This is a genomic window from Acidaminobacterium chupaoyuni (assembly GCF_047936785.1).
Taxonomy (GTDB): Bacteria; Bacillota; Clostridia; order Oscillospirales; family Butyricicoccaceae; genus Acidaminobacterium; species Acidaminobacterium chupaoyuni.
This window is the reverse complement of record NZ_CP176394.1, coordinates 2,277,727-2,302,290: the sequence shown is the minus strand read 5'-3', so window position 1 is coordinate 2,302,290 and position 24,564 is coordinate 2,277,727. Positions and strand designations below refer to the sequence as shown.

Sequence of the window (24,564 nt, the reverse complement as noted above, 5' to 3'; positions counted from 1 at the left end):
AAAGAAAAAAGTATGATCGAAAAGCTGGAACTGGTAGAAAACAGGCTTACGGAGATCGAAACCGCTTTGGCGGATAATAATCTTTACAGTGACCCTCAGGCGGCGGCAAAGCTGCTGAAAGAACAAAAAGAACTGATGCCCGTGGTAACGGCGTTTCGCGCGCTGAAAAAAGCGCAGAGCGACCTGAAAGACGCCACCGAGCTTTCCCACAGCGATGATGCGGAAATGCGCGAGCTTGCCGAACTGGAATATGACGAGGCAAAAGAGAACATCGCAAGGCTGGAACAGGAGCTGCGGCTGCTGCTTCTGCCCAAAGATAAAGATGATGATAAGAATGTAATCGTTGAGATCCGCGGCGGCGTGGGCGGCGAAGAAGCGGCGCTGTTTGCAAATTCCCTGTTCCGCATGTATTCGATGTATGCCGAAACCAAGCGTTTTTCCATCGATGTGCTGAACATCAACGAAACCGAGCTGGGCGGCATCAAAGAGATCAGCTTTGAAGTGCGCGGCGTGGGGGCATGGTCGCGCTTCAAGTTCGAAAGCGGCGCTCACCGTGTTCAGCGCGTGCCCGAAACCGAATCTTCGGGGCGCATCCACACTTCGGCGGTCACCGTGGCCGTTTTGCCCGAAGCCGAAGATGTTGAAATCGAGATCAACCCCACCGATCTGCAGATCGATACCTATCGCAGCGGCGGCGCCGGCGGCCAGCATGTCAATAAAACCGAATCCGCCATCCGCATCACCCATCTGCCCACAGGGCTTGTGGTGGAATGTCAGGATGAACGCAGCCAGCATAAAAACAAAGACCGCGCCATGAAAATTTTGCGCACGAAGCTTTATGAACAGCAGCGCATGGCCGCCGAACAGGAACGCGCCAGCGAGCGCCGCAGCCAGGTGGGAACCGGCGACCGCAGCGAGCGCATTCGAACCTATAACTATCCCCAGGGCCGTGTCACCGATCATCGCATCGGGCTGACCCTGCATAAGCTCGACGCCGTTCTCAACGGCGATCTGGATGAGATCATTGACGCTCTCACGGCGGCCGACCAAGCGGAACGCCTGCGCGTGGGAACGCAAGAATAAAGATAAAAAGGAAGGCGATGGGGCATGAACATTTGGCATGACATCGATCAGGCAGCAGTGAAACCCGAAAAATTTATGGCGGTAATCGAAATCCCCAGCGGCAGCAAAAAGAAGTATGAACTGGATAAACAGACAGGCCTGCTGAAGCTGGATCGCATTTTGTATACCTCCACCCACTATCCGGCAAACTATGGGTTTATCCCCAGAACCTATGCCGATGACGGCGACCCGCTGGATGTTCTTGTGCTCTGCACAGAAACACTGGATCCGCTGGTGATGGTCGAATGCTATCCCATCGGCGTTGTCAGAATGCTTGACGGGGATGAATGTGATGATAAGATCATCGCCATTCCCACCCATGACCCCACCTGGAACTATTATCAGGATGTGACCCAGCTGCCCCCTCATATCTTAAATGAGATCGGCAATTTCTTCGAAGTTTATAAAAGCCTGGAACATAAGAAAACCGCAATGTCGAACACCCTGGGGCGTGAAGCGGCGCTGCAGATCATCCGCGACACGATGCTCACTTATAAAAGGCATTATTGCGGATTGATGGAATAGATATAGAACAGTCAGCAAAAAATCACCCGGCAAAATATTACTGTGGGGCAAAGGAGCCCGATCATGAATACTTTATTTTTATCTGCGCAAAAACAAGAAGATGTGGAGCAAGCCGGCGAGATCCTGCGGCGGGGCGGCCTTGTGGCCGTGCCAACGGAAACGGTTTACGGCCTTGCGGCCAACGCGCTTGATGGAGAAGCGGTGAAAAAAATATTCGAAGCCAAGGGTCGCCCGCAGGATAACCCGTTGATCGTTCACATTTCTTCGATGGAAGAACTGGAACCTTTGGTGGAAACCGTTCCCGAAAAGGCGCGGCTGCTGGCCAAACATTGCTGGCCCGGCCCGCTGACCATGATTTTCAAAAAAAGCGATAAGATCCCGCAGGAAGTTTCAACAGGGCTGGATACCGTCGGCATTCGCATGCCCTGCCATCCCGCCGCGCTGGCGGTCATCCGCGCGGCAGGCGTGCCGCTGGCGGCGCCTTCGGCGAATACCTCGGGCAAACCCAGCCCCACCACGGCCCAGCATGTCAAAGAAGATATGCAGGGCAAGATCGATGCCATCCTCGATGGCGGCGAATGCGCGGTGGGCGTAGAATCCACCGTGGTGGATATGGTGGCGGATCCCCCCAGAATTTTGCGCCCCGGCGGCATCACCCGCGAACAGCTTCAGGCGGTTCTGGGCGAAGTGGTGGTGGATCAGGCGGTCTATTCCGAACCGAAGCCGGGCGAAAAAGTGCGCGCGCCGGGCATGAAATATCGCCATTATGCGCCGCAGGCCCCCGTGCTGCTGTTCGGCGGTGCGCCGGAAGCTTCGGCAGAGGCCATTTCACACAGCCTTCAGCCGGGCGACGGCGTGTTATGCTTTGAAGAATATCGCGGCAGATTTTCAAACGGCAGACGCACAGTGCTTTCTTACGGCCTCAGCTGGGATAAACAGGCCCAGGCGCAAGAGCTTTTTTCAGCGCTGCGCGCCTTTGACCATACCCCCTGCAAACGCATTCTGGCGCAGGCGCCGCGCCCCTTCGGCGAAGGGTTCGCGGTTTCCAACCGCATCAAAAAGGCGGCGGGGTTTCATTTGCAGCCTTCCGCCGATTATATCGTGGTGGGTGTGACCGGTTCTTCCGGCAGCGGAAAATCGACGGTCAGCGCGCTGCTGCGCGAAAGCGGCTGGGCTTCGCTGGATGCGGATCTGGTCTATCATCAGCTGCTGGAAAACGACCGCAGCCTGATCAACCGCCTGGCCGATGCTTTCCCCGGCTGTGTGCAGAACGGCAAAGTCAGCCGCGAAGTTCTGGGTGAAGATGTGTTTGGCGATGAAGCTTCGCTGGAAACGCTCAACGCCCTGACCCATCCTTCGGTGATGCGCGAACTGCGCCGCCGCATTCGCGTGCTGGCAGAAATGGGCTGCAAAAAACTGGTTTTGGATGTGCCGCTGCTTTATCAAAGCGGGTTAGATCGCCTTTGCGATTATGTGATCGGCGTTACGGCGGAACCGGAACGCGCCATCGACCGCATTATTTCGCGCGACGGCGTGGCGGTGGAAAAAGCGCGCCGCCGGCTGATGAACCAGCCGCAGGAAGATTATTACGCCCAGCGCTGCGAAATTTTGCTGCATAACACGGGCACAAAAGAAGAATTGCGCGAAAAATTGGCGGCGGCCATGCGCCCCGATCACGCGCCGGCCGAATAAGGCTGAATAAATTTCAACACCTCTGGGCATTCTTAGCTCAGGGGTGTTTTTTTGAATCAAAACGAAAACGAAACACAATATGATGAAAACACAGAAGATCAGCAGGAACTCAAAAAAGATGATTCCGTAGACGGGATCAGAGAACTGGGGTCGGTGACGGCAAAAGGCAAAAAAGATTCTGTGCACTGCCTGACCATCGTGGGCCAGGTGGAAGGGCATATGCTGCTGCCGCCGCAAAATAAAACCACCAAATATGAACATGTGATGCCGCAGCTGGCCGCCATCGAAGAAAGCGAAGAGATCGACGGCCTTCTGATCTTGCTCAACACCGTGGGCGGCGATGTGGAAGCCGGCCTTGCCATCGCGGAACTGATCGCCGGCATGAAAAAGCCCACCGTTTCGCTGGTTCTGGGCGGCGGCCATTCCATCGGCGTGCCGCTGGCGGTGGCGTCGCGGCGGTCGTTCATTGCGCCAACGGCCTCAATGACCATCCATCCCGTGCGCATGACGGGAACGGTTCTCGGCGTTCCCCAAACGATGACCTATTTCGAAAAGATCCAAGACCGCATCACCGATTTCGTGGTGGCCAACAGCCATATCAAAGAAGAAGATTTCCGCCGCCTGATGATGGAAAACGGCCAGCTGCTCAACGATGTGGGCAGCATTGTTTATGGCAGAGAAGCGGTGAAACTGGGGCTGATCGATGAACTGGGCAGCCTGCATGATGCGCTTTCCTGCCTGCATCAAATGATCGAGGAGGAAAAGAAGGATGCTTCACACGATCGTTCCCATGGAACAGATCTTCCCGACGGAAGAAATTGAGGTGCAATGGGGAAGCGTGGGGTCTTCGCCGGCAGAAATCTTATGCGACGCGCAGGGGCGAAAACGCTATGGCAGGATCTATTCCACCTGTCTGAAAGATTATTTGAACTTATAAGCAGAGAAGAACGGGGAAACGGCAGAAAAACTGCCGTTTCCCCGTTTTAATACACTGGAAACCAAAGGGAGGATATGATATAATAACTGCTATGCAGTTATTATATCAATTTCACGGCCCGCCTACGGCGACGGCCATATGATATCATTTATGCTTCGCATTCACGATATCATAACTGTTATGCAGCTATGATATTGATTTCACGGCCCGCCTGCGGCGACGGCCGCTTTCTGCTTTTCATGCTTTGCATTCGCGGCAGAAAAAACGCATAACGCTTAAAAACCGCCCGATCTACAGGGTGAAAAGGATATAGGTGATCGATTTTGGCAACCGCACAGAAACCAAGGCAATCTTCGGGAACAACAAAAAAGAATACGCCCAAACGCTCTTCTGCGGCGCAGAAGAAAAAAGCCGCCCAGCAGCAGATGGCGGTGCGCCGCGAATGGACAGGTGCGGCGCTGATCGTGGCGGCCATTCTTTTGCTGCTGGCGCTGTTCAGCGGCAACGGCTTTTTGCTGGTGTGGCTGCGCAAAGCCGTTCGCGGCGTCGTGGGTTCGGGCGTTTATGCGCTGGCGGTCTGCCTGTTTTTGGCGGGTCTGCTGATGATCGCTCGGCGCAAGGGCAAGATCCGTCTGCGGGTGACCTGCCTTTTGCTGCTGCCCATTTTATGGGGCGCCGCGGGGCATGTGCTGTTTTGCGCCGAAACCTTTGAGCGCAGCCTGAAAGGCGTTCAGCGTTTGGCCGTGCTGGGGGCCGCGGGTCAATCCGGCGGCTTGATCGCGGGCGGGCTGGGCATTCTTTTGCACGCCGCGTTTTCAGGCGCGGGCGCAATGGTGATCTTGTTTGTGTCGATGGCCTGCTGCGTGATGGTGGCGGGCAACACCAGCCTTTCCATGATGATCGACAGGGTGCGCAGCATGCCGCCCGAACCCGAAGAAGAACCTGCCGAAAGCAAACCCGAGCCGCAGACGAAGGCGCAGATCCCCCCCAGAAAGCCCATGCTTGAAGGGATCTTCCCCAAGAAAAGGCCCATCGATATTCCGCTGGAAGATGTTTCGCCCGAAAAAGAGGGCTTGAAGGGCGAAAAGATCAATATCGCCCCGCCGAATGTTAAAACCCCTGCCCAGGTGATGGGCGTGGAGCATCAGGAGCAGAAGCCTGCATTTACCGTGGCGGAACCCATCCGCCGCAACGCTTCCCCCGAACCTGTGCTGCCCGAAACCGAGGGCGAGATTTTGCCCGTGGTTTCACCGGCGGTGAGAAGGGCTCAGGAATTCGCCGCCCGCAGGATGCAGGAAGAACAGGCTGCCCGGGCGCAGGAAGCGCCGGAAGAACCGCAGCAGGAAGAACAGCCGGCCACACAGGCGCCGGCGGCGCAGGAACCGGCCGATCGCCCCCCGTGGGAAGAAAAACCCGAAGAACAGGCCCAGGATGCCCCGCAGCAGGCAGCCTTTGCCCCGGCGGCGGAACAGACCGGCGCCGGCGAAGAAGCGCCCCAGCCCCCCGAATGGGATGCACCGGATGAAGAAGCGGCCGCCGCCACCCAGAAAGCGCTGGAAAGCGCTCTGGAAAGCATGCCGAAGGATACTTATTTATACCCGCCCTACAGCCTGCTCAACCGCAACACCAACGCCGAGGTCGATTACAGCGCCGAGCTTGCCGAAAATTCCGCCCGTCTGCTGGATACCTTGAAAAGCTTCGGCATCGAGGCCACACTGGTGGATATCACCCGCGGGCCCACGGTCACCCGTTATGAAGTGCAGCTCAAGCGCGGCACAAAATTCAGCCGCGTGACCAATTTATCCGATGATATCGCCCTGTCGCTGGGCGCGGCCAGCGTGCGCATCGCCACCATCCCCGATAAGCTGGCGGTGGGCATCGAAGTGCCCAATTCCACCGTTCAGCTGGTGAGCATCCGCGAGATCATCGATTCCCCCGAATTCAAAAACAGCAAATCGCGCATCAGTTTCGCCGTGGGCAAAGATATCACGGGCAAAAATGTGGTGGGCGATATCAAAAAAATGCCGCATATGCTCATCGCCGGCACCACCGGTTCCGGCAAATCCGTCTGCATCAACTCGCTGCTCATCAGCCTGATCTATAAATCCACCCCCGAAGAAGTTCGCCTGATCATGGTCGATCCGAAAATGATCGAACTGGGGGTCTATAACGGCATCCCGCATCTGCTGATCCCCGTTGTTACCGACCCGCGCAAAGCTTCGGGCGCGCTGAACTGGGCGGTCACCGAAATGATGCGCCGCTATAAGCTGTTTTCAGAACTGAATGTCCGCGATCTGGAAGCTTATAACGAAGAGATCATCAAACAGGAAAACGGGAAAAAGCTGCCCCAGATCGTCATCGTTATCGACGAGCTGGCCGATTTGATGTTCGTGGCCGCAAGCGATGTGGAAAACGCCATCGTGCGCATTGCCCAAATGGCCCGCGCCGCGGGAATGCATCTGATCATCGCCACCCAGCGCCCTTCGGCCGATGTCATCACGGGCATCATGAAAGCCAACATCCCCTCGCGCATCAGCTTTGCCGTGGCGTCGCAGATCGAATCGCGCATTATTCTGGATGCCACCGGCGCTGAAAAACTGCTGGGGCGCGGCGATATGCTTTATAACCCGTTGGGCGCGCCGAAGCCTTTGCGTGTGCAGGGCTGCTTTATCACCACCGCCGAAATCGAAAGCGTGGTGGAATTCATCAAGAAAACAGGCAAAGCCGATTATTCCGAAGAAGTGATGGAACATATCGAAAAGCAGGCTGAAAACGCCCAGAACGGCGGCAGCGGCGGTGACGCCGGCGAAAGCGACGACGCCGAAGACGAGCTGATGCCCAAAGCCATCGAAGTGGTGGTGGAAACGGGGCAGGCTTCGGTTTCCATGCTGCAGCGGCGTTTGAAGCTGGGTTATGCCCGCGCGGCGCGGCTGATCGATGAAATGGAAGCGCGCGGCATTGTGGGCGGATATGAAGGTTCCAAACCCCGCCAGCTGCTGATCACCCGCGAAGAATGGCGCGAAATGGTCATGCGCCAGCAAGACTTATAACAGCGCAAAGCGTGGCTTGTGAAGAAGGTTTTGCAAACCATCGTTTTGAATAAAACATCCGTTTATTTTCAAACAGGAGGAATCAATGATGGGATTCAAAAAAATCAACGCGCACGAAATGCCGGGCAATCCTTTTGAAATGATCGAAAAACAGGCGGCCCTGTTAACAGCGGGCACGCCCGAGAAGTTTAACACCATGACCATCGGGTGGGGAACCATGGGCGACCTGTGGAACAAGCCGGCGTTCACGGCATATGTGCGCCCCAGCCGCTATACTTACCGGTTCACCGAAGAAAACGAATGCTTCACCGTTGCGTTTTTCGGCAGCCCGCGCCCCAAGGCTTTGGGTGTGCTGGGCAGCAAATCGGGCCGCGATATGGATAAAATGCATCAAAGCGGGCTGACCCCCGTGTTTGTTGACGGTTATCCCATGTTCGAAGAAGCCCAAACGGTTCTGGTTTGCAAAAAGATGTATGAAGAAGACCTGAAAGCGGAAAAAATTCCGCAGGAATATCGGGAACAGTTTTATCAGAACGGCGATTATCACCGGGTCTATACCGGCGAGATCATCGGCGTTTATGTGAAAGAATAACCGCCCGCGGGCGGCCATCGGGAAGGGGAAACTATGGCGGAAGAATTTGAGTTTTTGCCGATTTCAAAAGAAGATATGCACCGGCGCGGCTGGTATTATTATGATTTTTTGCTGATTACGGGGGATGCCTATGTGGATCACCCCTCGTTTGGCACAGCCGTGATTTCCCGCGTGCTTGAAAAAGCGGGGTTTCGCGTGGCCATTCTTTCCCAGCCCGATTATCAGAATACCGATGATTTTCTTGCCATGGGCCGCCCCAGATATGCGGCGCTCATCAACGCGGGCAACATCGATTCCATGGTGGCCCATTACAGCGTGGCCAAAAAACGGCGCGCCAAGGATGCCTATACCCCCGGCGGCCTGCCGGGCAAACGCCCCGACCGGGCGGTGATCGTTTATGCCAACCGCGTGCGCCAGGCGTGGGGCGACCTGCCCATCGTCATCGGCGGCATCGAAGCTTCGCTGCGCCGGTTCGCCCACTATGATTATTGGGAAGATAAAGTGCGCAGGCCCATTCTGGTGGATTCCGCCGCAGATCTTTTGATCTACGGTATGGGCGAACACCAGATCACCGAGATCGCCGGGCGGCTGAAAAAAGGCGAAAGCATCCAGGAGATCCACGATGTGCGCGGCACCTGCTTTATGGCAAAAGATCCTTCCGAATGCGCTTTTGAAGCGGTGACCGAGCCTTCTTTCGAAGAAGTGAGCACAGACCATGAGGCCTATGCCCGGGCAGCGCTGATCGAACATGACGAGCAGGATTTTGTGCGCGGCCGCGCCATTCTTCAGCCCTGCGACCATCGCTGGCTGGTGCAGAACTCGCCCGCCAAACCGCTTGAGACCGAAGAACTCGATCAGGTGGCCGATCTGCCCTATACCCGCACCTACCATCCTTCTTATGAAGCGCTGGGCGGGGTAGAGGCCATTCGTGAAGTGGAATTTTCCATCATCCATAACCGCGGCTGTTTCGGCGCCTGCAATTTCTGCGCGCTGACCATGCATCAGGGGCGCTATGTCACTTCGCGCAGCCACCAGTCTGTGCTGAAAGAAGCGGAGCGCATGACCCATGTTCCCCATTTCAAAGGTTATATCCATGATGTGGGCGGCCCCACGGCCAATTTCCGCGGCCCCGCCTGCAAAAAACAGGCGAAAGTGGGCGCTTGCGTTGACAGACAGTGCCTGTTCCCCCAGCCATGCCCCGCCCTGAACGGCGATCACAGCGATTACCTGAGCCTGCTGCGCAAGCTGCGGCAGATCCCGGGCGTGAAAAAAGTGTTCATCCGTTCGGGCATTCGCTATGATTATATGCAATGCGATAAAAACGGCGAGTTTTTCGCCGATCTGGTGCGTTATCATATCAGCGGCCAGCTGAAGGTCGCCCCCGAGCATATCAGCCCCAATGTGCTTTATTACATGGGCAAACCCCCGAAAGAAATTTATGAGCGCTTTTGCGAAAAGTATCAGCAGCTCAACGAAAAATATGGGCTGGAACAATATCTTGTGCCCTATCTCATGAGTTCACATCCCGGCAGCCGGCTGGAAGACGCCATTTTACTGGCCGAATATTTAAATGCCACGGGGCATCGGCCCGAACAGGTGCAGGATTTTTATCCCACGCCGGGAACCCTTTCCACCGCCATGTATTATACCGGGCTCGACCCGCGCACCATGGAGCCTGTTTATGTGGCGAAAGACCCCCACGAAAAAGCCATGCAGCGTGCCCTGCTGCAATGGAAGAACCCCAAAAACCGCCAGCTGGTGCTGGAAGCGCTGCACCGGGCGGGGCGTGAAGATCTGATCGGAACGCGAAAAGGATGCCTGATCGCCGAATTTTCTCCGCGATATCCGCGGCGTGGCGGTGAGAAGCCGCAAAACCGCAAAGAAAAAACGGCCGAACAGCCGCCAGACACTTTTAACGGCAGAAAGGGGCAGAAAAATGCCCCGGCAGCGAAAAAGGGCGGAAAGCCTGCGCAGGATCGCCGCGAAAAGCAGGGCGAAAGGGCTTTCGGCGAAAACCGCGGAAAGCCCGCGCAGGATCGCCGCGAAAAGCAGAGTGAAAAGGCTTTCGGCGAAAACCGCGGCAGATCCGCGGGGAAAGCCCCTCAGAACCGCCCGCAGCATCAGAACAAAAAACAACGGAAATCATGAAAAAGGGAGCATAGCTCCCTTTTTTGATGAATAGAGAAAGCCCTCCTCGCATAGAATGCTTATGCCCCAACAGCGCCCAAAAGAAAGCGGCCGAACACCATGAAACAGTGCCGGCCGTTGGGAAAGGCGCTCATGAGGGGATAGAGCTGAGAGGAGGAAAAAAGATGATCGCGACTTTTGCGGTGGCAGAAATACAGCCCCAGCGCTTTTGGCAGAGATTTTGGCTTCGCTTTTGGCCTTGGGGGCATATGAGCGTGCAGACAAAAGTAGTGAAAAACACAGGCTTTTTAGAAGTAAAACTGAATATTCCAACGCATTGTAACGAGAAAAAACGGGGAAAAAGGGTGAAAAAAGCGCTGAAAACCCTTTATCGCCGCGGCGTTCACCGCATCGCCGTTGAAAAGGAATGGGAAGGCGCGGCCCAGCAGGCATGGATGATGCCGGTTTCTGCCCGGGGCCTTTGGCCGGCGCTGGCGGCGAAGCTGGTGTTATGCCGCATGAAGACGGAAAACCGCCTGGGCACCCAGACCGCTGTGCGCATCTGCGCGAAACGGGCCGACCGAAATGTGATGAAATGCGCAAGGCTGCTGGCAAAAAAGGTGAGAACCCTTCAGGTGGAGATCCCCATCGGCGGGCAGACCGTCAAAGAGATGCTTTATGAAGAATTCGGCATTGCGCCCGCCGCCGAGATCCCGCAAAACTGCGGCAAGCTCGATCTGGTTTTTGAAGGCGCCTGCGGCAGCGGCCCCGATGCCCTGAATCTGGCCGAACTGGAAGAAAACGGAGAAAACGGCTTCATTTTACATACCCCAAAATGGGCCAGAAAACAAAAGCCGAAGGAAATTTCCGACACGCTGTATGCGGCGATGCTGTGGCAGGCGGGCATTCTTTCGGCCGATGATGTGATCGTCAGCGATAAAAAGATCCCTTGACATCGCTGTTTGGCAGAAATATAATGAATTAATATAATGATAGAAGTGTGCCCATCGGGGCAGATTGCAGGAGGATATTATGGCGAAACAGTTCACACTGACAGAAGAAAGATTAAAAGAAATCAAAGAAGAATTAGAATATCTGAAAACCGTGCGCGAAAAAGAAGTGGCAGACCAGATCAAAGAAGCCCGTTCTTTTGGCGACCTTTCCGAAAACAGCGAATATGACGAAGCCAAAAACGAACAGGGCAAACTGTATTCGCGCATTGCCGAACTGGAAAATGTTTTGGCAAACGCCGTCATCATCAACGAAGAAGCCATCACCACCCAGCATGTGAGCATGGGCACAAAAGTGAAGATCGTTGAACTGGAAGACGACGATGAAGAAGAATATTTCATCGTGGGCGCGCAGGAAGCCAACCCCAGCCAGCAGCGCATTTCCGATGAATCGCCCCTGGGCAAAGCCCTTTATGGCCGCGGCGTGGGCGATGTCGTCACCGTGGAAGCGCCGGTGGGGAACATTCAATATAAAATTTTAGAGATTACCCGTTAAAGCATGAATAACGCAAAGACGGCCACCCGAACAAAAAAGCAGGGCGGCCGCGCTTTTGCATGGAGGAATATTGATGAACGAAGAAAAGACAACACAGCAGGAAGAATTGACACAGCAGCAGGAACAGGAAAAAATGAGCGAGATCCTGCGGGTGCGCCGTGAAAAACTGGAAGCGCTGCGCGCCGCCGGAAACGACCCGTTTCTGATCACCAAATATCCCGTGGATAGCTATGCCGCCCAGATCAAAGAAAAATTCGCTGAGATCGAACCCGAACATGAAACCGGCGAATTTGTGGCGCTGGGCGGGCGCCTGATGAGCAAGCGCGTGATGGGCAAAGCCAGCTTCGCCGATCTGCGCGACACCACGGGCAACATCCAGCTTTATGTTCGCCGCGACAATGTGGGCGAAGAAGAATATGCCGCGTTCAAAAAATTCGATATCGGCGATATCGTGGGCGTAAAGGGCGAAATCTTCCGCACAAAAATGGGCGAGATCAGCGTGAAAGTGACCGAGATCACGCTGTTATCGAAAAGCCTTCTGCCCCTGCCCGAAAAATGGCATGGCCTGAAAGACACCGATCTGCGCTATCGCCAGCGCTATGTGGATCTGATCGTGAACCCCGATGTGAGAGAGGTTTTTGCCAAGCGCAGCCGCATCATCAAGGAAGTGCGCAATTATCTGGATGAAGAAGGCTTCATGGAAGTGGAGACCCCCATCCTGCACACCCAGGCGGGCGGCGCCGCGGCGCGCCCCTTCATCACCCACCACAATACGCTGGATATGGATATGTATCTGCGCATTGCGCTGGAACTGCATCTGAAACGCCTGATCGTGGGCGGTTTCGATAAAGTTTATGAAATCGGCCGCGTTTTCCGCAACGAAGGCATGGATACGCGCCATAACCCCGAATTCACATTGATGGAACTGTATCAGGCTTACACCGATATCGAGGGCATGATGAACCTTTGCGAAGGTCTGATGCGTTCGGTGGGCCGCAAGATTTTGGGCGGCGAAGCCATCGCCCAGTTAGACGGCCTGACCATCGATATGGAAAAACCCTTTAACCGCATGACCATGACCGAAGCCGTGAAGAAATACAGCGGCGTGGATTTCGACCAGCTGGCCGACACACAGGCTGCCGCAGCCGTGGCCAAAGAGCACCATATCGAGGTGGAAGAACGCCACAAGAAGGGCGATATTCTCAACCTGTTCTTCGAAGAATATGTGGAAAGCAAGCTGGAACAGCCCACCTTTATTTTCGGGCATCCGCTGGAGATCAGCCCCCTGGCCAAAAAAGACCCGGCCCACCCCGGCTATACCCAGCGCTTTGAACTGTTTATCGGCGGCCGCGAATATGCCAACGCTTTCAGCGAGCTCAACGACCCCATCGATCAGCGCGAGCGCTTTGAATATCAGGAATATCTCAAGCAGCACGGCGATGATGAAGCCAGCGGCGTGGATGAAGATTTCCTGACAGCGCTGGAATACGGCATGCCTCCCACAGGCGGCATCGGCATCGGCATCGACCGTTTTGTCATGCTGCTGACAGGCGCGCCCTCCATTCGCGATGTTCTGCTTTTCCCCACCATGAAGCCCTTGGATTAAACCAATTGAAAAAACGGCGGCGATCCGGCGAGGGGCGCTGCCGTTTTTTGTATAAAATCAGTCAAAAGTGGGTATGACCAAAAAGAAAACGGTAAAACACCCAAAAAAGCATGGAAAAGAAAGCGCCTCTTGACTTGAAACTTTAAAACCCCTATGCTATACTAACCACCGCGTAGAGAAAAGGTGCTTTGGCGCTTTGAGAAAGCGAAACATCAAACGAAAACTTTTAAAACCAGCGACAGAACAAACCTGGCGAGAGAGTGCGTCAGGTTTTCTCTATAGTGTTTGGGAGAAATCGGAGAGAGCGGCATTTGCCGCAGGGATATGTTATGCAAAGATTAGAGCTAACGCAAAAAGTAAAAAACTATCGAAAGAACCTGCCGCCCGTTCGCGTGATCGTCATCGGGTTTGCGCTGGTCATTTTGATCGGCACGGCGCTTCTGATGCTGCCTTTTGCCACGCGCAGCGGCGAAAGCGCAGGCTTCATCACTTCACTGTTCACCGCCACTTCGGCCACCTGCGTCACGGGGCTGATCGTGGAAGACACCTATTTATTCTGGAGCCCCTTTGGGCAGGTGGTCATCATTCTGCTCATCCAAACGGGCGGCCTTGGGTTCATGACGCTGGCCACCGCGTTTTCGCTGCTGCTGCGCCGCAAAATTTCAATGCGCGAACGCCTGCTCATCAGTTCTTCTCTGAACCTGAGCGATATGTCGGGCATGGTGCGCATGGTGCGCCAGATCCTTTATGGCACTCTGCTGTTCGAGGGCATGGGCGCGCTGATCTTATCGGTGAGGTTCGCCCGCGATTATGGCATTTGGGGCGGCATCACCCGCGGCATCTTCCACGCCATATCGGCGTTCTGCAACGCGGGGTTCGATATTCTGGGCGACCGCGGCGCGTTTTCTTCACTGGGTTCCTATCGCGGCGATTTTGTGGTGACGATCACCATTGCGCTGCTGATCGTGATAGGCGGCCTGGGCTTTTTTGTCTGGAGCGATATTTACGCTTCTTCCGAAAAGGGCCGCCTGCATACCCACACCAAGATCGTGCTGAGAACCACGGCCATCCTGCTTGTTCTGGGCACGCTGAGCTTTTTTGTGGCGGAATATCATAACCCCGGCACTTTCGGCGATCAGAATGTGTTCGGCAAGCTGCTGAGCGCCTTTTTCCAATCGGTCACCACCAGAACGGCGGGATACGCCCAGGTGGATCAGGCGGCGCTGACCAATGTTTCAAAAGCCGTCAGCGTGGGGCTGATGTTCATCGGCGGTTCGCCGGGATCGACGGCCGGCGGTATCAAAACCGTGACCTTCGCCGTGCTTATCACATCAGCCCTTTCGGCGCTGAAGGGCACTTACCAGCCCATCATCAACGGCAGATCGCTGCAATACCGCTCTGTGATCGATGCGTTATCGGTATTTGTGGTGGGCCTCACCGCCGTGAGCATCGGCACATTTTTAGTGGCCGCCATCGATCATGTGGCCCTCAGTTCGGCACTTTTTGAATGTGTTTCGGCTTTTGGCACGGTGGGCCTTACCTTGGGGCTGACCCCCAATTTATCGGCGCCGTCGCTTTTGATTTTAGTTTCGCTGATGTATATCGGGCGCGTTGGAATTATCACCTTGGGTGTTGCGGCCATGATGAGAGGGCATGCCGCAGAGCCGAAGATCCAGTTCCCGCCCGCTCGCGTGATGATCGGATAATAACGGAGGAAAGAATATGGAATCTTTTGTAGTAATTGGGTTGGGCCGTTTCGGAACGGCATTGGCGCGTGAGCTTTATCGCATGGGCCATGAAGTGCTGGTGGTGGATAAAGATGAAGACGCGGTGCATCGCATCGCCGATTCCGTAAGCCACGCGGTAACGGCAGACGCCCGCGATGAACAGGTGCTCAGAAGCATCGGCGTGCGCAATTTCGATTACGCCGTCGTGGCGTTCGCAGACAATATCCAGGATAATATTTTGATCACTCTGATGCTGAAAGAACTGGGCGTCAAGCATGTGATCGCAAAGGGCAACGACGATCTGCATGTTAAAGTGCTTCGCCGCATCGGCGCAGACCGCATCGTCTTCCCCGAAGCGGATACCGGCGCGCGGTTCGCCCAGCTGATCTCTTCTTCCAACATCATCGATTATATCGATATTTCGGAAGATTACAGCATCGTTGAAGTGGGCGCGCCCGAAAAATGGTGCACCAAAACCATCCGCCAAATCGATGTGCGCGCTAAATACGGCATCAACATTCTGGCGGTGAAAACCAAACAGGGGCAGACCATCAATGTTTCGCCCGGCCCCGATTATGTGATCACCTATGGCGATGTGCTGGTGGTCATCGGCGCAAACGACGATATCAAAAAGCTGGTGTAAGATGCAGGAGATCATCAGCAGGGAGAACCCCGCCGTGAAACGGGTGATCCGTTTGCAGAAAGACGGGCGTTTTCGGCAAAAAGAAGGCTGCTTCGTTTGTGAAGGCGAAAAGCTTTTGCGCGAAGCCGCAGAAAGCGGAATGGAGATCCGCCGCCTTTTTTTGAGCCGCGAGCGGGAAGACCTCTGGCCGCTTGAGCGCTTTTGCACCGATACGGTGGCGGTTTCCGAACAGCTGATGGCCGCCATGAGCGATGTGGAAGCGCCCCAGGGCGTATTGTTTCTTTGCGGCCGCCCCGAAAAACCGGCCCGGCTTTTGAAAGAAGCGGCGCTGATCTTAGAGGATGTGCGCGACCCCGGCAACCTGGGCACGGCCCTGCGCACGGCGGAAGCTTTCGGCATCCCCGTTGTTTTGACGGGCAGCTGCGCCGACCTGTATCATCCGAAAACCATTCGCGCCACCATGGGCTCGATTTTTCGCGTGAAAGTTTCGCAGATCGCCAGAGAAGCGCTTTGGCAGCAGGCGGAAGAACAGGATCTGCCGCTTTATGCCGCCGCGCTGACGGCGGATGCCGAAGATATCCGCAAAGTGGATCTTTCGGCGGCGGGCGTTGTGATCGGCAACGAGGCAAAGGGCGTCAGCCGTGAAATGATGGAGCATTGCAGAAAGAATGTGATTATCCCCATCTCGGGGGCGGAATCTTTGAACGCCGGTGTGGCTTCGGCCATCGTGATGTGGGAAATGCGCAGAATAAAACAATAGCGGAATAAAAAATAAAAAGGGGCGGGAGAACAATGGAGAAAGCGCTGGCATGGATCTGGATGCGGCAAACCATTGCTCTGCCGCCCCATAAAATAATGGCTTTGGTCGAGCGATTTGGTTCGGCCGAAGCTTTTTGTTTAGCAGGCCCCGGGGAATGGAACCGGTGCGAGCTGCTTTCGCCCAAAGAGCGGGCGGCCCTGAAACAACAGGGCAGAGAAGACGCCGAAGAAATTTTGAGAAAGTGCAGAGCGGCGGGCATCCGCCCCCTCTGCCCCGATGATGCAGAATATCCACCGCGGCTGCGCCAGCTTTACGACCCGCCCGCGGTGCTTTATCAAAGAGGGCAGCTGCCGCCGGAAGAAAAAGCGCCCGCCATCGCCATGGTGGGCCAGCGAAAGGCGACCGAGGGCGGCAGAAAGATCGCCCGCCGGTTCGCCCAGGTTTTTTCGGCTCACGGTGTGACCGTGGTTTCGGGGCTGGCCTATGGCATCGACGCGGCGGCCCACGAAGGCGCGCTGGAAGGCGCCGCGCCCACCGTGGCGGTGTTTGGAACGGCCATCGACCAATGTTATCCCGCTTCTCACAGCGGGATGCTGCGCAGGATCTTGGAAAACGGCGCGGCGGTGAGCGAAGCCCCGCCGGGCGCGCGCACTTATCCCGCGGATTTTCCCAAGCGCAACCGTATCATCAGCGGCCTTGCAAACGGGGTTCTGGTGGTGGAAGCCCCGCGCAAAAGCGGTTCGCTGATCACCGCTTCCTATGCGCTGGAACAGGGGCGGGAGGTCTATGCCATCCCCGGCCCCATCGACAGCCCCCACAGCGAGGGCTGCAATCTGCTGATTCGAAGCGGCGCACAGCTGGTCACAGACCCGATACAGGTTTTGGAAGAGCTGCTGGACGGCGCTTATCCCTTGCTGGAAGAACAGCTGAAACAGGCCGCGCCGCAGAAAACAGAAAAAAATGCCGAAGAAAATATCGCGCCGGTGAAAATGCCTTCTGTCACCCCGCAGGAAGCGCGTATTTTAGCGGCTTTTTCGGGGAAAACACAGATCGATGATCTTTGCCGCGGGGCCGAAATGACGGCGGCGCAGGTTTTAACAAGCTTGACAATGTTGGAAATCAAGGGCATTATAAAACAGTTACCCGGAAAATATTTTGAAATCCTGTAAAAATCGTGTTATGGTAAAAGAGAACATCATCGCGGCAGAAGCAAAACCGCGTGAAACAGATAAAACGGAAAACGGCTTTTTTGCGCGCCGCGCGGTTTGAAAGCGGGGCGGCGGACAAGCCGCAACCCCAATCATCCCGGCGGCAGATGGTGCCCGCCGTTTTCGGAGGAATAAGAATGTCGAAATTATTGATCGTGGAATCCCCTGCAAAGGCGAAGACCATCGGCAAATATTTAGGATCGGATTTTGTGGTGAAGGCCTCGATGGGGCATTTGAGAGATTTGCCTAAAAAAGAGATGGGCGTGGATATCGAAGGGGATTTTACCCCCAAATATCAGCCTATCGACGGAAAAGATAAAATCATCCATGAACTGAAAGACGCCGCGCAGAAAAGCGATTTCGTCTATCTCGCAACCGACCCGGATCGCGAAGGCGAAGCGATCTCGTGGCATCTGAAAGAAATGCTGCATCTGGCGGATGACAAGACCCAGCGCGTCACTTTTAACGAAATCACCAAAAAAGCCGTGACGGCCGGCGTGCAGCATCCCAGAGATATCGATATGAACCTGGTGGATGCCCAGCAGGGCCGCCGCATTTTAGACCGTATCGTGGGCTATCAGCTTTCGCCCTTCCTTTGGCGCAAAGTGCGCTCGGGCCTTTCGGCGGGGCGTGTGCAATCGGTGGTCACCCGCCTGATCGTTGACCGCGAACGCGAGATCCAGGCGTTTATCCCCCAGGAATATTGGAGCATCGCCGTGACCCTGAATGCTTCCAATAAAAACTTCAACGCCAATTTCTATGGCGATGAAAAAGGAAAGCTGGAACTGGGCAGCGAAGAAGAGACCCAGAAAGTGCTCAGCGCCATCGACGGGCAGAGCTATCTGGTGAAAACCGTAAAGAAAGCAAAGAAAAAACGCACCCCCGCGCCCCCGTTCATCACTTCCACTTTGCAGCAGGAAGCTTCGCGCAAGCTTTCGATGACGGCAAAGCGCACGATGATGGTGGCACAGGAGCTTTATGAAGGCGTTGAGCTGGAGGGCATGGGCCTGACCGGCTTGATCACATATATGAGAACCGATTCTCTGCGCATTTCGGAAGATGCGCTGGCTGCGGCGCGCAGTTATATCGGCGACCGCTTCGGCCAGCCCTACCTGCCCGAAAAAGCGCGCCATTACAAATCAAAAAAGAACGCGCAGGATGCCCATGAAGCCGTGCGCCCCACAAATCCCCTGCTGGATCCCGACAGCATCCGCCGCAGCCTGACGCCCGATCAATATAAGCTTTATAAGCTGATCTGGTCGCGCTTCACCGCAAGCCAGATGACCGACGCGATGCTGGATACCACTTCCGCGGATATCGCCTGCGGAGGCTATATTTTCCGCGCCACCGGCCAGACCGTGGCGTTCCCCGGCTTTTTGGCGCTTTATGAAGAAGGCCTTGATGAGGTTTCGGGCGATGAAGACGGCGCGCCGCTGCCCGTTTTGCAGGAAGGCGACAAACCCGAACACCGCGACACACAGGCCAAACAGCATTTTACACAGCCCCCCGCACGCTATACCGAAGCGTCGCTGATCCGCACGATGGAAGAAAAAGGAATCGGCCGCCCCAGCACCTATGCCCCCACCATTTCCGTGGTTTTGGGCCGCGATTATGTGGTGAAAGAGGGAAAAGCCCTCAAACCCACACCGCTGGGCGAAGCCGTGACCGATCTGATGATCGATAAATTCCACGATGTGATCGATGTGGCCTTCACCGCCGGCATGGAGCAGAAGCTCGACGAGGTGGAAAGCGGAAAAACGGATTACCGCGAGGTTTTGCGCCGCTTTTATGAAGGCTTTTCACAGGAACTGAAACAGGCGGAGATCGACCTGGATAAAAAACGCATCAAAGTGCGCGATGAAGAAACCGATGTGGTCTGTGAGCTTTGCGGGCGCAAAATGGTGATCAAAAGCGGGCGCTTCGGCAAGTTTTTGGCCTGCCCGGGCTACCCCGAATGCAAAAACACCAAGCCCATCACCGAAGATACGGGCGTTCTCTGCCCGCTTTGCGGCGCAAAAGTAGTGAAAAGAAAATCAAAAAGTGGGTATTATTATTACGGCTGTGAAAAGAACCCCACCTGCACCTTTATGACCTGGGATAAACCCACCCCCAACAAGCAATGCCCCAAATGCGGCGAGCCGCTTTATAAGCGTTATACGAAAGCCGAAAAGAAATATGTGTGTTATAAGCCCGGCTGTGAATATGAGGAACCGCTGCCCCAGCGCCGCACAAAAAAGAAAGGCGAAGAAGCGGAAGAGGCCGCGGCGGCCGAACTGACAGAGAATGTTTCGGATGTTCCCGAAAAGGAAGCCAAGAAAAAGACCGCCGCCAAAAAGCCCGCCGCCAAGAAACCGGCGGCCAAGACAGCAAAGAAAACCGCGGCCGCGGCAAAAACCGATGAAACGAAAAAAACCGCCAGGAAACCGGCGGCCAAGACCGCGAAGAAGGCATCCGCCGCCGAAACAGAGGAAAAACCCGCAAAAGCCGCCAAGAAACCGGCGGCCAAGACCACGAAGAAAGCAGCGGCCGGCAAAACCGAAAGCAAGGCAAAAAAGACGGCCGGAAAAACCAAAGCCAAGGAAACGGAGCAGGAATAGATGAGAGCAACGGTAGTGGGAGCAGGGCTGGCAGGCAGCGAAGCGGCATGGCAGCTGGCGCAGCGGGGCATCGCGGTAACGCTTTATGAAATGAAGCCCCAATATAAAACGCCTGCGCATAAAACGGAAGATTTCGCGGAACTGGTCTGCTCAAACTCGTTTCGCTCGGGCGAACTGACCAACGCGGCGGGGCTTTTAAAAGAAGAACTGCGCCGCGCGGGAAGTTTGATCTTTGCCTGCGCCGATGAAACAAAAGTGGATGCCGGCGGCGCGCTGGCGGTGGATCGCAGCGGCTTTTCGGCGCTGGTGACGGAAAAGATCCGCAATCATCCCAACATCACGGTGGTCTCACAGCGCATCGAAAGCATTCCCCGCGAGGGCATGTGCATCATCGCCACAGGGCCTTTGACCGATGGGCCTCTGGCTGAAGAAATGCTGCAATGGCTGGGCGGCAGCGCGCTGAGTTTTTATGACGCGGCGGCGCCGGTGGTTTCGTTTGCGGGCATCGATCTGGAAAAGGCGTTTTTCGCTTCGCGCTATGGCAAAGGCACAGGGGTGGATTATATCAACTGCCCCATGGAAAAAGACGAATACCTCCGCTTTATCGAAGAGCTGACCACCGCGCAGGAAGCGGAAGTCCACGGCTTTGAAGACAAAAAGGTTTTCGAAGGCTGTATGCCGGTGGAAGTGATGGCGCGCCGCGGGGTGGATACGCTGCGCTACGGGCCGCTCAAGCCCATCGGCCTGCCCAACCCCAAAACGGGCAGGGAAGCCTATGCCGTGGTGCAGCTGCGGCGGGATAATAAAGAAGGCACCATGTATAATCTGGTGGGCTTTCAAACGCATTTGAAATTCCCCGAACAAAAACGGGTGTTTTCCATGATCCCGGGGCTTGAAAACGCGGAATTTTTGCGCTATGGCGTGATGCACCGCAACACCTATCTGGATTCTCCGCAGCTGCTCGACCGGTTTTATCGGGTCAAAAAAGAGCCGCGGGTGATGTTTGCGGGGCAGATGACAGGCGTGGAAGGTTATGTGGAATCGACCGCTTCGGGCTTTTTATGCGGGCTGAACATGGCGAAGATGCTTTATGAAAAGCCTCCGGTGGAATTTTCAAGCCGAACGGCCATCGGCGCGCTGGCAAGCCATATCAGCGGCTATGAGGGGAAATCTTTTCAGCCGATGAATATCAATTTCGGTTTGATCGATTCGCTGGATCACCGGGTAAGAGGAAAACGGGAACGCTATCTTGAAATTTCGCAGCGGGCGCTGGAAGAAATCGAAGCGCTGATGCCGCAAATACGGGAGGAGCTTGCAGAATGAAAATCATTATAGATGCAATGGGCGGCGATAATGCCCCGAACAGCACCGTTGGCGGCGCCGTGATGGCGGCAAAAGAATTCGGATTGGATATCATTCTGGTGGGCAATGAACAGAAAATTCTGGCCTGCCTTGAAAAAGAAGACACCGCGGGCGTGATCGAGCATATCGAGATCGTCAACGCGGCCCAAGAACTTTCAATGTGTGACCCCGCCACTTCGGTGACGAAAGAGAAGAAAGATTCTTCTCTGGCGGTGGCGCTGCGGCTGCTGGGCGAAGGCAAAGGCGATGCGCTGGTGGCTTCGGGCAACACGGGCGCCGTGCTGGTGGGCGCCACGATGTATGTCAAGCGCATCCGCGGCATTCGCCGGGCGGCGCTGGCGCCCATTTTGCCCACCGATTGCGGCGGAACACTGCTGATCGATTGCGGCGCCAATGTGGAATGCACCTCTGAATATCTGATGCAGTTCGCCTATATGGGCCACGCTTTCGCCAAACGGCAGATGAAGATCGAAAACCCCCGCGTGGGGCTTGTGAACAACGGGGCCGAAGAATCCAAGGGCACCCCCATGGTCAAAGAGACTTATGAGCTGCTGAAAGAAGCGGGCGAAGCGGGCCGCATCAATTTCATCGGCAATGTGGAAGGCCGCGATATCGCCTTTGGCGAAGCGGATATCGTTATCACCGATGGTTTCACGGGCAATGTGCTGCTGAAAACCTATGAGGGCGTGGGGCTTTATTTCGTCAGCGAGATCAAAAAAATGTTTTTGGCGAATTTTCTTACAAAGCTTGCCGCGCTGGTGATGAAACCTCAGCTGAGAGCGTTTAAGAAAAAGCTGGATTATAAAGAAACAGGTGGCGCGCCGCTGCTGGGCATCAGCAAACCCATTATCAAAGCCCATGGCTCCTGCAACGCCTATGCTTTCCGCAGCGCCATCCGCCAGGCCATGACTTATGCCGAAAGCGGCGTGATCGAAGAGATCACCGCCAACATCGAGCATATGAAAGCGGCCGTTGTCGAAGAAACCGAAAAAAACTGAGTGGAAAGCCTTTACAAGGCGAAAGGCGTTTGCTATAATCACTGTCTGTAATGATAATCAACCCATCAAAATAGAAACTCTCTGTAATGGAGGTGGCAAAATGATTCTGGAAAAACTGAAAGAGATCATCGAGGAACAGTTTGGTGTTTCTGCCGATGAAATCACCGAAGAAACTTCTTTGGTCGAAGATCTGGGGGCTGATTCTCTGGACCTGGTAGAACTGGTGATGAGCGTTGAAGAAGCTTTCGAACTGGGGCAGGTGGAAGACGGCACGCTGGAAAGCGTAAAGACCGTCGGAGATGTCGTGAATTTCATCAAAGAACGCATTGACGAATAAAGAATGTCAGCCGGCGCCCTGCCAATGCAGGGCGTCTGCTTTTTATAACAGAAAAGAGGAAACACCATGTCGATCAAACAGCCCGAAACAGGGCATACCTTTCAGAACACGCATTTGCTTGAAAACGCGCTGACCCACAGCTCTTATGCCAACGAGAACCGCGAAAAGGGCATCCACAGCAACGAGCGGCTTGAATTTCTGGGCGACGCCGTGCTGGGGTTCATCTGCGCGGAATATATTTATGAGAATTTCCGCGCCATGCCCGAAGGCGAACTGACCAAGCTTCGCGCATCCATCGTTTGCGAAAAATCGCTTTATGAATATGCCAAACGGCTGCATCTGGGCGATTACCTGCTGCTGGGCCACGGCGAAGAAGCCGGCGGCGGGCGCAAGCGCCCCTCGGTGCTGGCCGATGCGGTGGAAGCGATGCTCGCGGCCATCTATCTGGATGGCGGCATGGAAAGCGCCAAAAAGTTTATTCTGGGCTATATCCAGGAAAAAGCCCTCGAAATGTCGCGCATGCGTCATCCGCTGGATTATAAGACCACCCTGCAGGAGATCATCCAGAAAAACCGCGAAGAGACCCTGACCTATCGTTTAAAAGAAGAATCCGGCCCCGATCACGACAAGCGCTTTGTCATTGAACTGCTCATCAATTCCAATATCATCGCCGAGGGCATCGGGCGCAGCAAAAAAGAAGCCGAGCAAGACGCCGCCCGCATCGCGCTGGAACTGATGGGGCAATGAGAAACACGCTGATCCCTGTGTTCATCCCCCATCTGGGCTGCCCCTGCGCCTGCGTTTTCTGCAACCAGAAAGAGATCACCTCTTGCGCGCCCCCCACGCCGCAGGAGGTGGCGGGGCAGATCGAAGAAGCCCTGGCCAAAACAAAGGACCCGCAGATCGCCTTTTACGGCGGCAGCTTCACCGCGCTGGAACCGGGCCGGCAGGAAGCATATCTCGGGGCCGCGGCGCCTTTTTTGAAAGACGGCCGCTGTGAGAGCATCCGCGTTTCCACCCGCCCCGATGCCATCGATGGGCAAACGGCGGAACGCTTGAAGCGCTATGGGGTGAAGACCGTGGAGCTGGGCGCACAATCGATGCAGGATGAAGTGCTGCTGGCTTCGCGCCGCGGCCACACCGCCCGCCAAACGCAGGAAGCGGCGCGGCTTTTGAAACAGGCAGGGTTCGAAGTGATTTTGCAGATGATGGCGGGGCTTCCGCTGGATAGCCGCGAAAAATGCCGCCGCACAGCGCAGGCGCTTTGCGCGCTGCAGCCCGACGGCGTGAGGATCTATCCCGTCTGTGTGCTGCAAGACACCGCGCTTTATGAAAGCATGCGCCGGGGGGAATATCAGCCCCTTTCGGTGGAAGAAGCCGCCGAATGGTGCGCCGATGCGCTGGAATGCTTCGAAAAAGCGGGCATCCCCGTGATCAGAATCGGGCTGAACCCCACCGAAGAGCTTTCGGGCGGCGCGGTGGCGGCGGGCGCTTATCACCCCGCCATGGGCGAGATCGTGCGCTCGCGGCTGATGCGGCGCAAAGCCGATGAACTGATCGCGGCGCGCGAAGAATCTGCCCTTTTGCTGACGGTGCCCCAAGGCAGGCTTTCGCTTCTGCGGGGGCAGAAAAACAGCAATATGGCCTATTTCGCGGCGCGCTGGCCCGATAAAAAGCTGACGGTGCGTGAAGAACCCGGCCAAAGCGAAGCACTGCGCTGCACAGGCCGATAGGCAATGTTACACTTATGTTACAAAGGGCCCACCCCCCTTGAA

21 protein-coding genes are annotated in these 24,564 nt (G+C 55.5%); all 21 read left to right on the top strand.

Annotation, left to right across the window (positions count from 1 at the left end):
- Positions 1 to 12: 12 nt before the first annotated feature.
- The 21 genes from prfA (at position 13) to ACJA3I_RS10860 (ending at position 24,522) form a co-directional block, all read left to right on the top strand.
- Positions 13 to 1,083, top strand: coding sequence for a peptide chain release factor 1 (prfA, locus tag ACJA3I_RS10960; protein ID WP_458862634.1), 1,071 nt, complete (start codon positions 13 to 15; stop codon positions 1,081 to 1,083).
- A gap of 24 nt (positions 1,084 to 1,107) precedes the next feature.
- Positions 1,108 to 1,647: an inorganic diphosphatase gene (locus tag ACJA3I_RS10955; protein ID WP_458862633.1), complete on the top strand. Its 540-nt coding sequence runs from the start codon at positions 1,108 to 1,110 to the stop codon at positions 1,645 to 1,647.
- A 63-nt stretch (positions 1,648 to 1,710) separates the two neighbouring features.
- The gene (locus ACJA3I_RS10950) at positions 1,711 to 3,339 is read left to right on the top strand and encodes an L-threonylcarbamoyladenylate synthase (RefSeq protein WP_458862632.1); all 1,629 of its coding nucleotides are present in this window, start codon (positions 1,711 to 1,713) and stop codon (positions 3,337 to 3,339) included.
- Positions 3,340 to 3,390: 51 nt separating this feature from the next.
- Positions 3,391 to 4,161, top strand: a complete 771-nt coding sequence (locus tag ACJA3I_RS10945; protein ID WP_458862631.1) for a ClpP family protease — start codon at positions 3,391 to 3,393, stop codon at positions 4,159 to 4,161.
- Positions 4,109 to 4,276: a YlzJ-like family protein gene (locus ACJA3I_RS10940; RefSeq protein ID WP_458862630.1), complete on the top strand. Its 168-nt coding sequence runs from the start codon at positions 4,109 to 4,111 to the stop codon at positions 4,274 to 4,276. Before ACJA3I_RS10945 ends, ACJA3I_RS10940 begins: the two co-directional genes overlap by 53 nt.
- 323 nt (positions 4,277 to 4,599) lie before the next feature.
- Positions 4,600 to 7,326 (top strand): DNA translocase FtsK, encoded by a 2,727-nt coding sequence (locus tag ACJA3I_RS10935; RefSeq protein ID WP_458862629.1) that lies wholly within the window; start codon positions 4,600 to 4,602, stop codon positions 7,324 to 7,326.
- Positions 7,327 to 7,411: 85 nt separating this feature from the next.
- Positions 7,412 to 7,918 (top strand): flavin reductase, encoded by a 507-nt coding sequence (locus tag ACJA3I_RS10930; RefSeq protein ID WP_458862628.1) that lies wholly within the window; start codon positions 7,412 to 7,414, stop codon positions 7,916 to 7,918.
- A gap of 33 nt (positions 7,919 to 7,951) precedes the next feature.
- On the top strand, positions 7,952 to 10,066 hold the full coding sequence (locus ACJA3I_RS10925) for a YgiQ family radical SAM protein (protein ID WP_458862627.1): 2,115 nt from the start codon (positions 7,952 to 7,954) through the stop codon (positions 10,064 to 10,066).
- A 164-nt stretch (positions 10,067 to 10,230) separates the two neighbouring features.
- A complete protein-coding gene (locus ACJA3I_RS10920; protein WP_458862626.1) occupies positions 10,231 to 10,998 on the top strand; it encodes a hypothetical protein in 768 nt (255 codons plus the stop codon).
- Between the two features lie 79 nt (positions 10,999 to 11,077).
- Complete coding sequence (gene greA / locus ACJA3I_RS10915; RefSeq protein ID WP_458862625.1) at positions 11,078 to 11,551, top strand: transcription elongation factor GreA; 474 nt, start codon at positions 11,078 to 11,080, stop codon at positions 11,549 to 11,551.
- A gap of 73 nt (positions 11,552 to 11,624) precedes the next feature.
- The gene (gene lysS, locus ACJA3I_RS10910) at positions 11,625 to 13,157 is read left to right on the top strand and encodes a lysine--tRNA ligase (protein WP_458862624.1); all 1,533 of its coding nucleotides are present in this window, start codon (positions 11,625 to 11,627) and stop codon (positions 13,155 to 13,157) included.
- A 329-nt stretch (positions 13,158 to 13,486) separates the two neighbouring features.
- Positions 13,487 to 14,863: a TrkH family potassium uptake protein gene (locus tag ACJA3I_RS10905; protein ID WP_458862623.1), complete on the top strand. Its 1,377-nt coding sequence runs from the start codon at positions 13,487 to 13,489 to the stop codon at positions 14,861 to 14,863.
- Positions 14,864 to 14,879: 16 nt separating this feature from the next.
- Positions 14,880 to 15,527, top strand: a complete 648-nt coding sequence (locus ACJA3I_RS10900; RefSeq protein ID WP_458862622.1) for a potassium channel family protein — start codon at positions 14,880 to 14,882, stop codon at positions 15,525 to 15,527.
- Position 15,528: 1 nt separating this feature from the next.
- Positions 15,529 to 16,287, top strand: a complete 759-nt coding sequence (locus ACJA3I_RS10895; protein WP_458862621.1) for a TrmH family RNA methyltransferase — start codon at positions 15,529 to 15,531, stop codon at positions 16,285 to 16,287.
- A gap of 32 nt (positions 16,288 to 16,319) precedes the next feature.
- The gene (gene dprA, locus ACJA3I_RS10890; RefSeq protein ID WP_458862620.1) at positions 16,320 to 17,456 is read left to right on the top strand and encodes a DNA-processing protein DprA; all 1,137 of its coding nucleotides are present in this window, start codon (positions 16,320 to 16,322) and stop codon (positions 17,454 to 17,456) included.
- Positions 17,457 to 17,632: 176 nt separating this feature from the next.
- Entirely contained in the window at positions 17,633 to 20,092 is a 2,460-nt protein-coding gene (gene topA / locus ACJA3I_RS10885) for a type I DNA topoisomerase (protein ID WP_458862619.1), read from the top strand.
- A complete protein-coding gene (trmFO, locus tag ACJA3I_RS10880; RefSeq protein ID WP_458862618.1) occupies positions 20,093 to 21,415 on the top strand; it encodes a methylenetetrahydrofolate--tRNA-(uracil(54)-C(5))-methyltransferase (FADH(2)-oxidizing) TrmFO in 1,323 nt (440 codons plus the stop codon).
- Positions 21,412 to 22,452, top strand: a complete 1,041-nt coding sequence (gene plsX, locus ACJA3I_RS10875; RefSeq protein ID WP_458862617.1) for a phosphate acyltransferase PlsX — start codon at positions 21,412 to 21,414, stop codon at positions 22,450 to 22,452. Before trmFO ends, plsX begins: the two co-directional genes overlap by 4 nt.
- A gap of 100 nt (positions 22,453 to 22,552) precedes the next feature.
- Positions 22,553 to 22,789 (top strand): acyl carrier protein, encoded by a 237-nt coding sequence (acpP, locus tag ACJA3I_RS10870; protein WP_458862616.1) that lies wholly within the window; start codon positions 22,553 to 22,555, stop codon positions 22,787 to 22,789.
- Positions 22,790 to 22,855: 66 nt separating this feature from the next.
- Entirely contained in the window at positions 22,856 to 23,536 is a 681-nt protein-coding gene (gene rnc, locus ACJA3I_RS10865) for a ribonuclease III (RefSeq protein ID WP_458862615.1), read from the top strand.
- Positions 23,533 to 24,522 (top strand): elongator complex protein 3, encoded by a 990-nt coding sequence (locus ACJA3I_RS10860; RefSeq protein WP_458862614.1) that lies wholly within the window; start codon positions 23,533 to 23,535, stop codon positions 24,520 to 24,522. Before rnc ends, ACJA3I_RS10860 begins: the two co-directional genes overlap by 4 nt.
- Positions 24,523 to 24,564: the final 42 nt, after the last annotated feature.

What these genes read in the sequence shown, in the direction of transcription:
- ACJA3I_RS10895 (WP_458862621.1), top strand. Translation starts at nt 15,529, where the DNA reads ATGCAGGAGATCATCAGCAGGGAGAACCCCGCCGTGAAACGGGTGATC.
- ACJA3I_RS10940 (WP_458862630.1), top strand. Translation starts at nt 4,109, where the DNA reads ATGCTTCACACGATCGTTCCCATGGAACAGATCTTCCCGACGGAAGAA.
- ACJA3I_RS10900 (WP_458862622.1), top strand. Translation starts at nt 14,880, where the DNA reads ATGGAATCTTTTGTAGTAATTGGGTTGGGCCGTTTCGGAACGGCATTG.
- ACJA3I_RS10950 (WP_458862632.1), top strand. Translation starts at nt 1,711, where the DNA reads ATGAATACTTTATTTTTATCTGCGCAAAAACAAGAAGATGTGGAGCAA.
- ACJA3I_RS10920 (WP_458862626.1), top strand. Translation starts at nt 10,231, where the DNA reads ATGATCGCGACTTTTGCGGTGGCAGAAATACAGCCCCAGCGCTTTTGG.
- trmFO (WP_458862618.1), top strand. Translation starts at nt 20,093, where the DNA reads ATGAGAGCAACGGTAGTGGGAGCAGGGCTGGCAGGCAGCGAAGCGGCA.
- dprA (WP_458862620.1), top strand. Translation starts at nt 16,320, where the DNA reads ATGGAGAAAGCGCTGGCATGGATCTGGATGCGGCAAACCATTGCTCTG.
- plsX (WP_458862617.1), top strand. Translation starts at nt 21,412, where the DNA reads ATGAAAATCATTATAGATGCAATGGGCGGCGATAATGCCCCGAACAGC.
- acpP (WP_458862616.1), top strand. Translation starts at nt 22,553, where the DNA reads ATGATTCTGGAAAAACTGAAAGAGATCATCGAGGAACAGTTTGGTGTT.
- prfA (WP_458862634.1), top strand. Translation starts at nt 13, where the DNA reads ATGATCGAAAAGCTGGAACTGGTAGAAAACAGGCTTACGGAGATCGAA.
- topA (WP_458862619.1), top strand. Translation starts at nt 17,633, where the DNA reads ATGTCGAAATTATTGATCGTGGAATCCCCTGCAAAGGCGAAGACCATC.
- ACJA3I_RS10930 (WP_458862628.1), top strand. Translation starts at nt 7,412, where the DNA reads ATGATGGGATTCAAAAAAATCAACGCGCACGAAATGCCGGGCAATCCT.
- ACJA3I_RS10925 (WP_458862627.1), top strand. Translation starts at nt 7,952, where the DNA reads ATGGCGGAAGAATTTGAGTTTTTGCCGATTTCAAAAGAAGATATGCAC.
- ACJA3I_RS10905 (WP_458862623.1), top strand. Translation starts at nt 13,487, where the DNA reads ATGCAAAGATTAGAGCTAACGCAAAAAGTAAAAAACTATCGAAAGAAC.
- lysS (WP_458862624.1), top strand. Translation starts at nt 11,625, where the DNA reads ATGAACGAAGAAAAGACAACACAGCAGGAAGAATTGACACAGCAGCAG.
- greA (WP_458862625.1), top strand. Translation starts at nt 11,078, where the DNA reads ATGGCGAAACAGTTCACACTGACAGAAGAAAGATTAAAAGAAATCAAA.
- ACJA3I_RS10860 (WP_458862614.1), top strand. Translation starts at nt 23,533, where the DNA reads ATGAGAAACACGCTGATCCCTGTGTTCATCCCCCATCTGGGCTGCCCC.
- ACJA3I_RS10955 (WP_458862633.1), top strand. Translation starts at nt 1,108, where the DNA reads ATGAACATTTGGCATGACATCGATCAGGCAGCAGTGAAACCCGAAAAA.
- rnc (WP_458862615.1), top strand. Translation starts at nt 22,856, where the DNA reads ATGTCGATCAAACAGCCCGAAACAGGGCATACCTTTCAGAACACGCAT.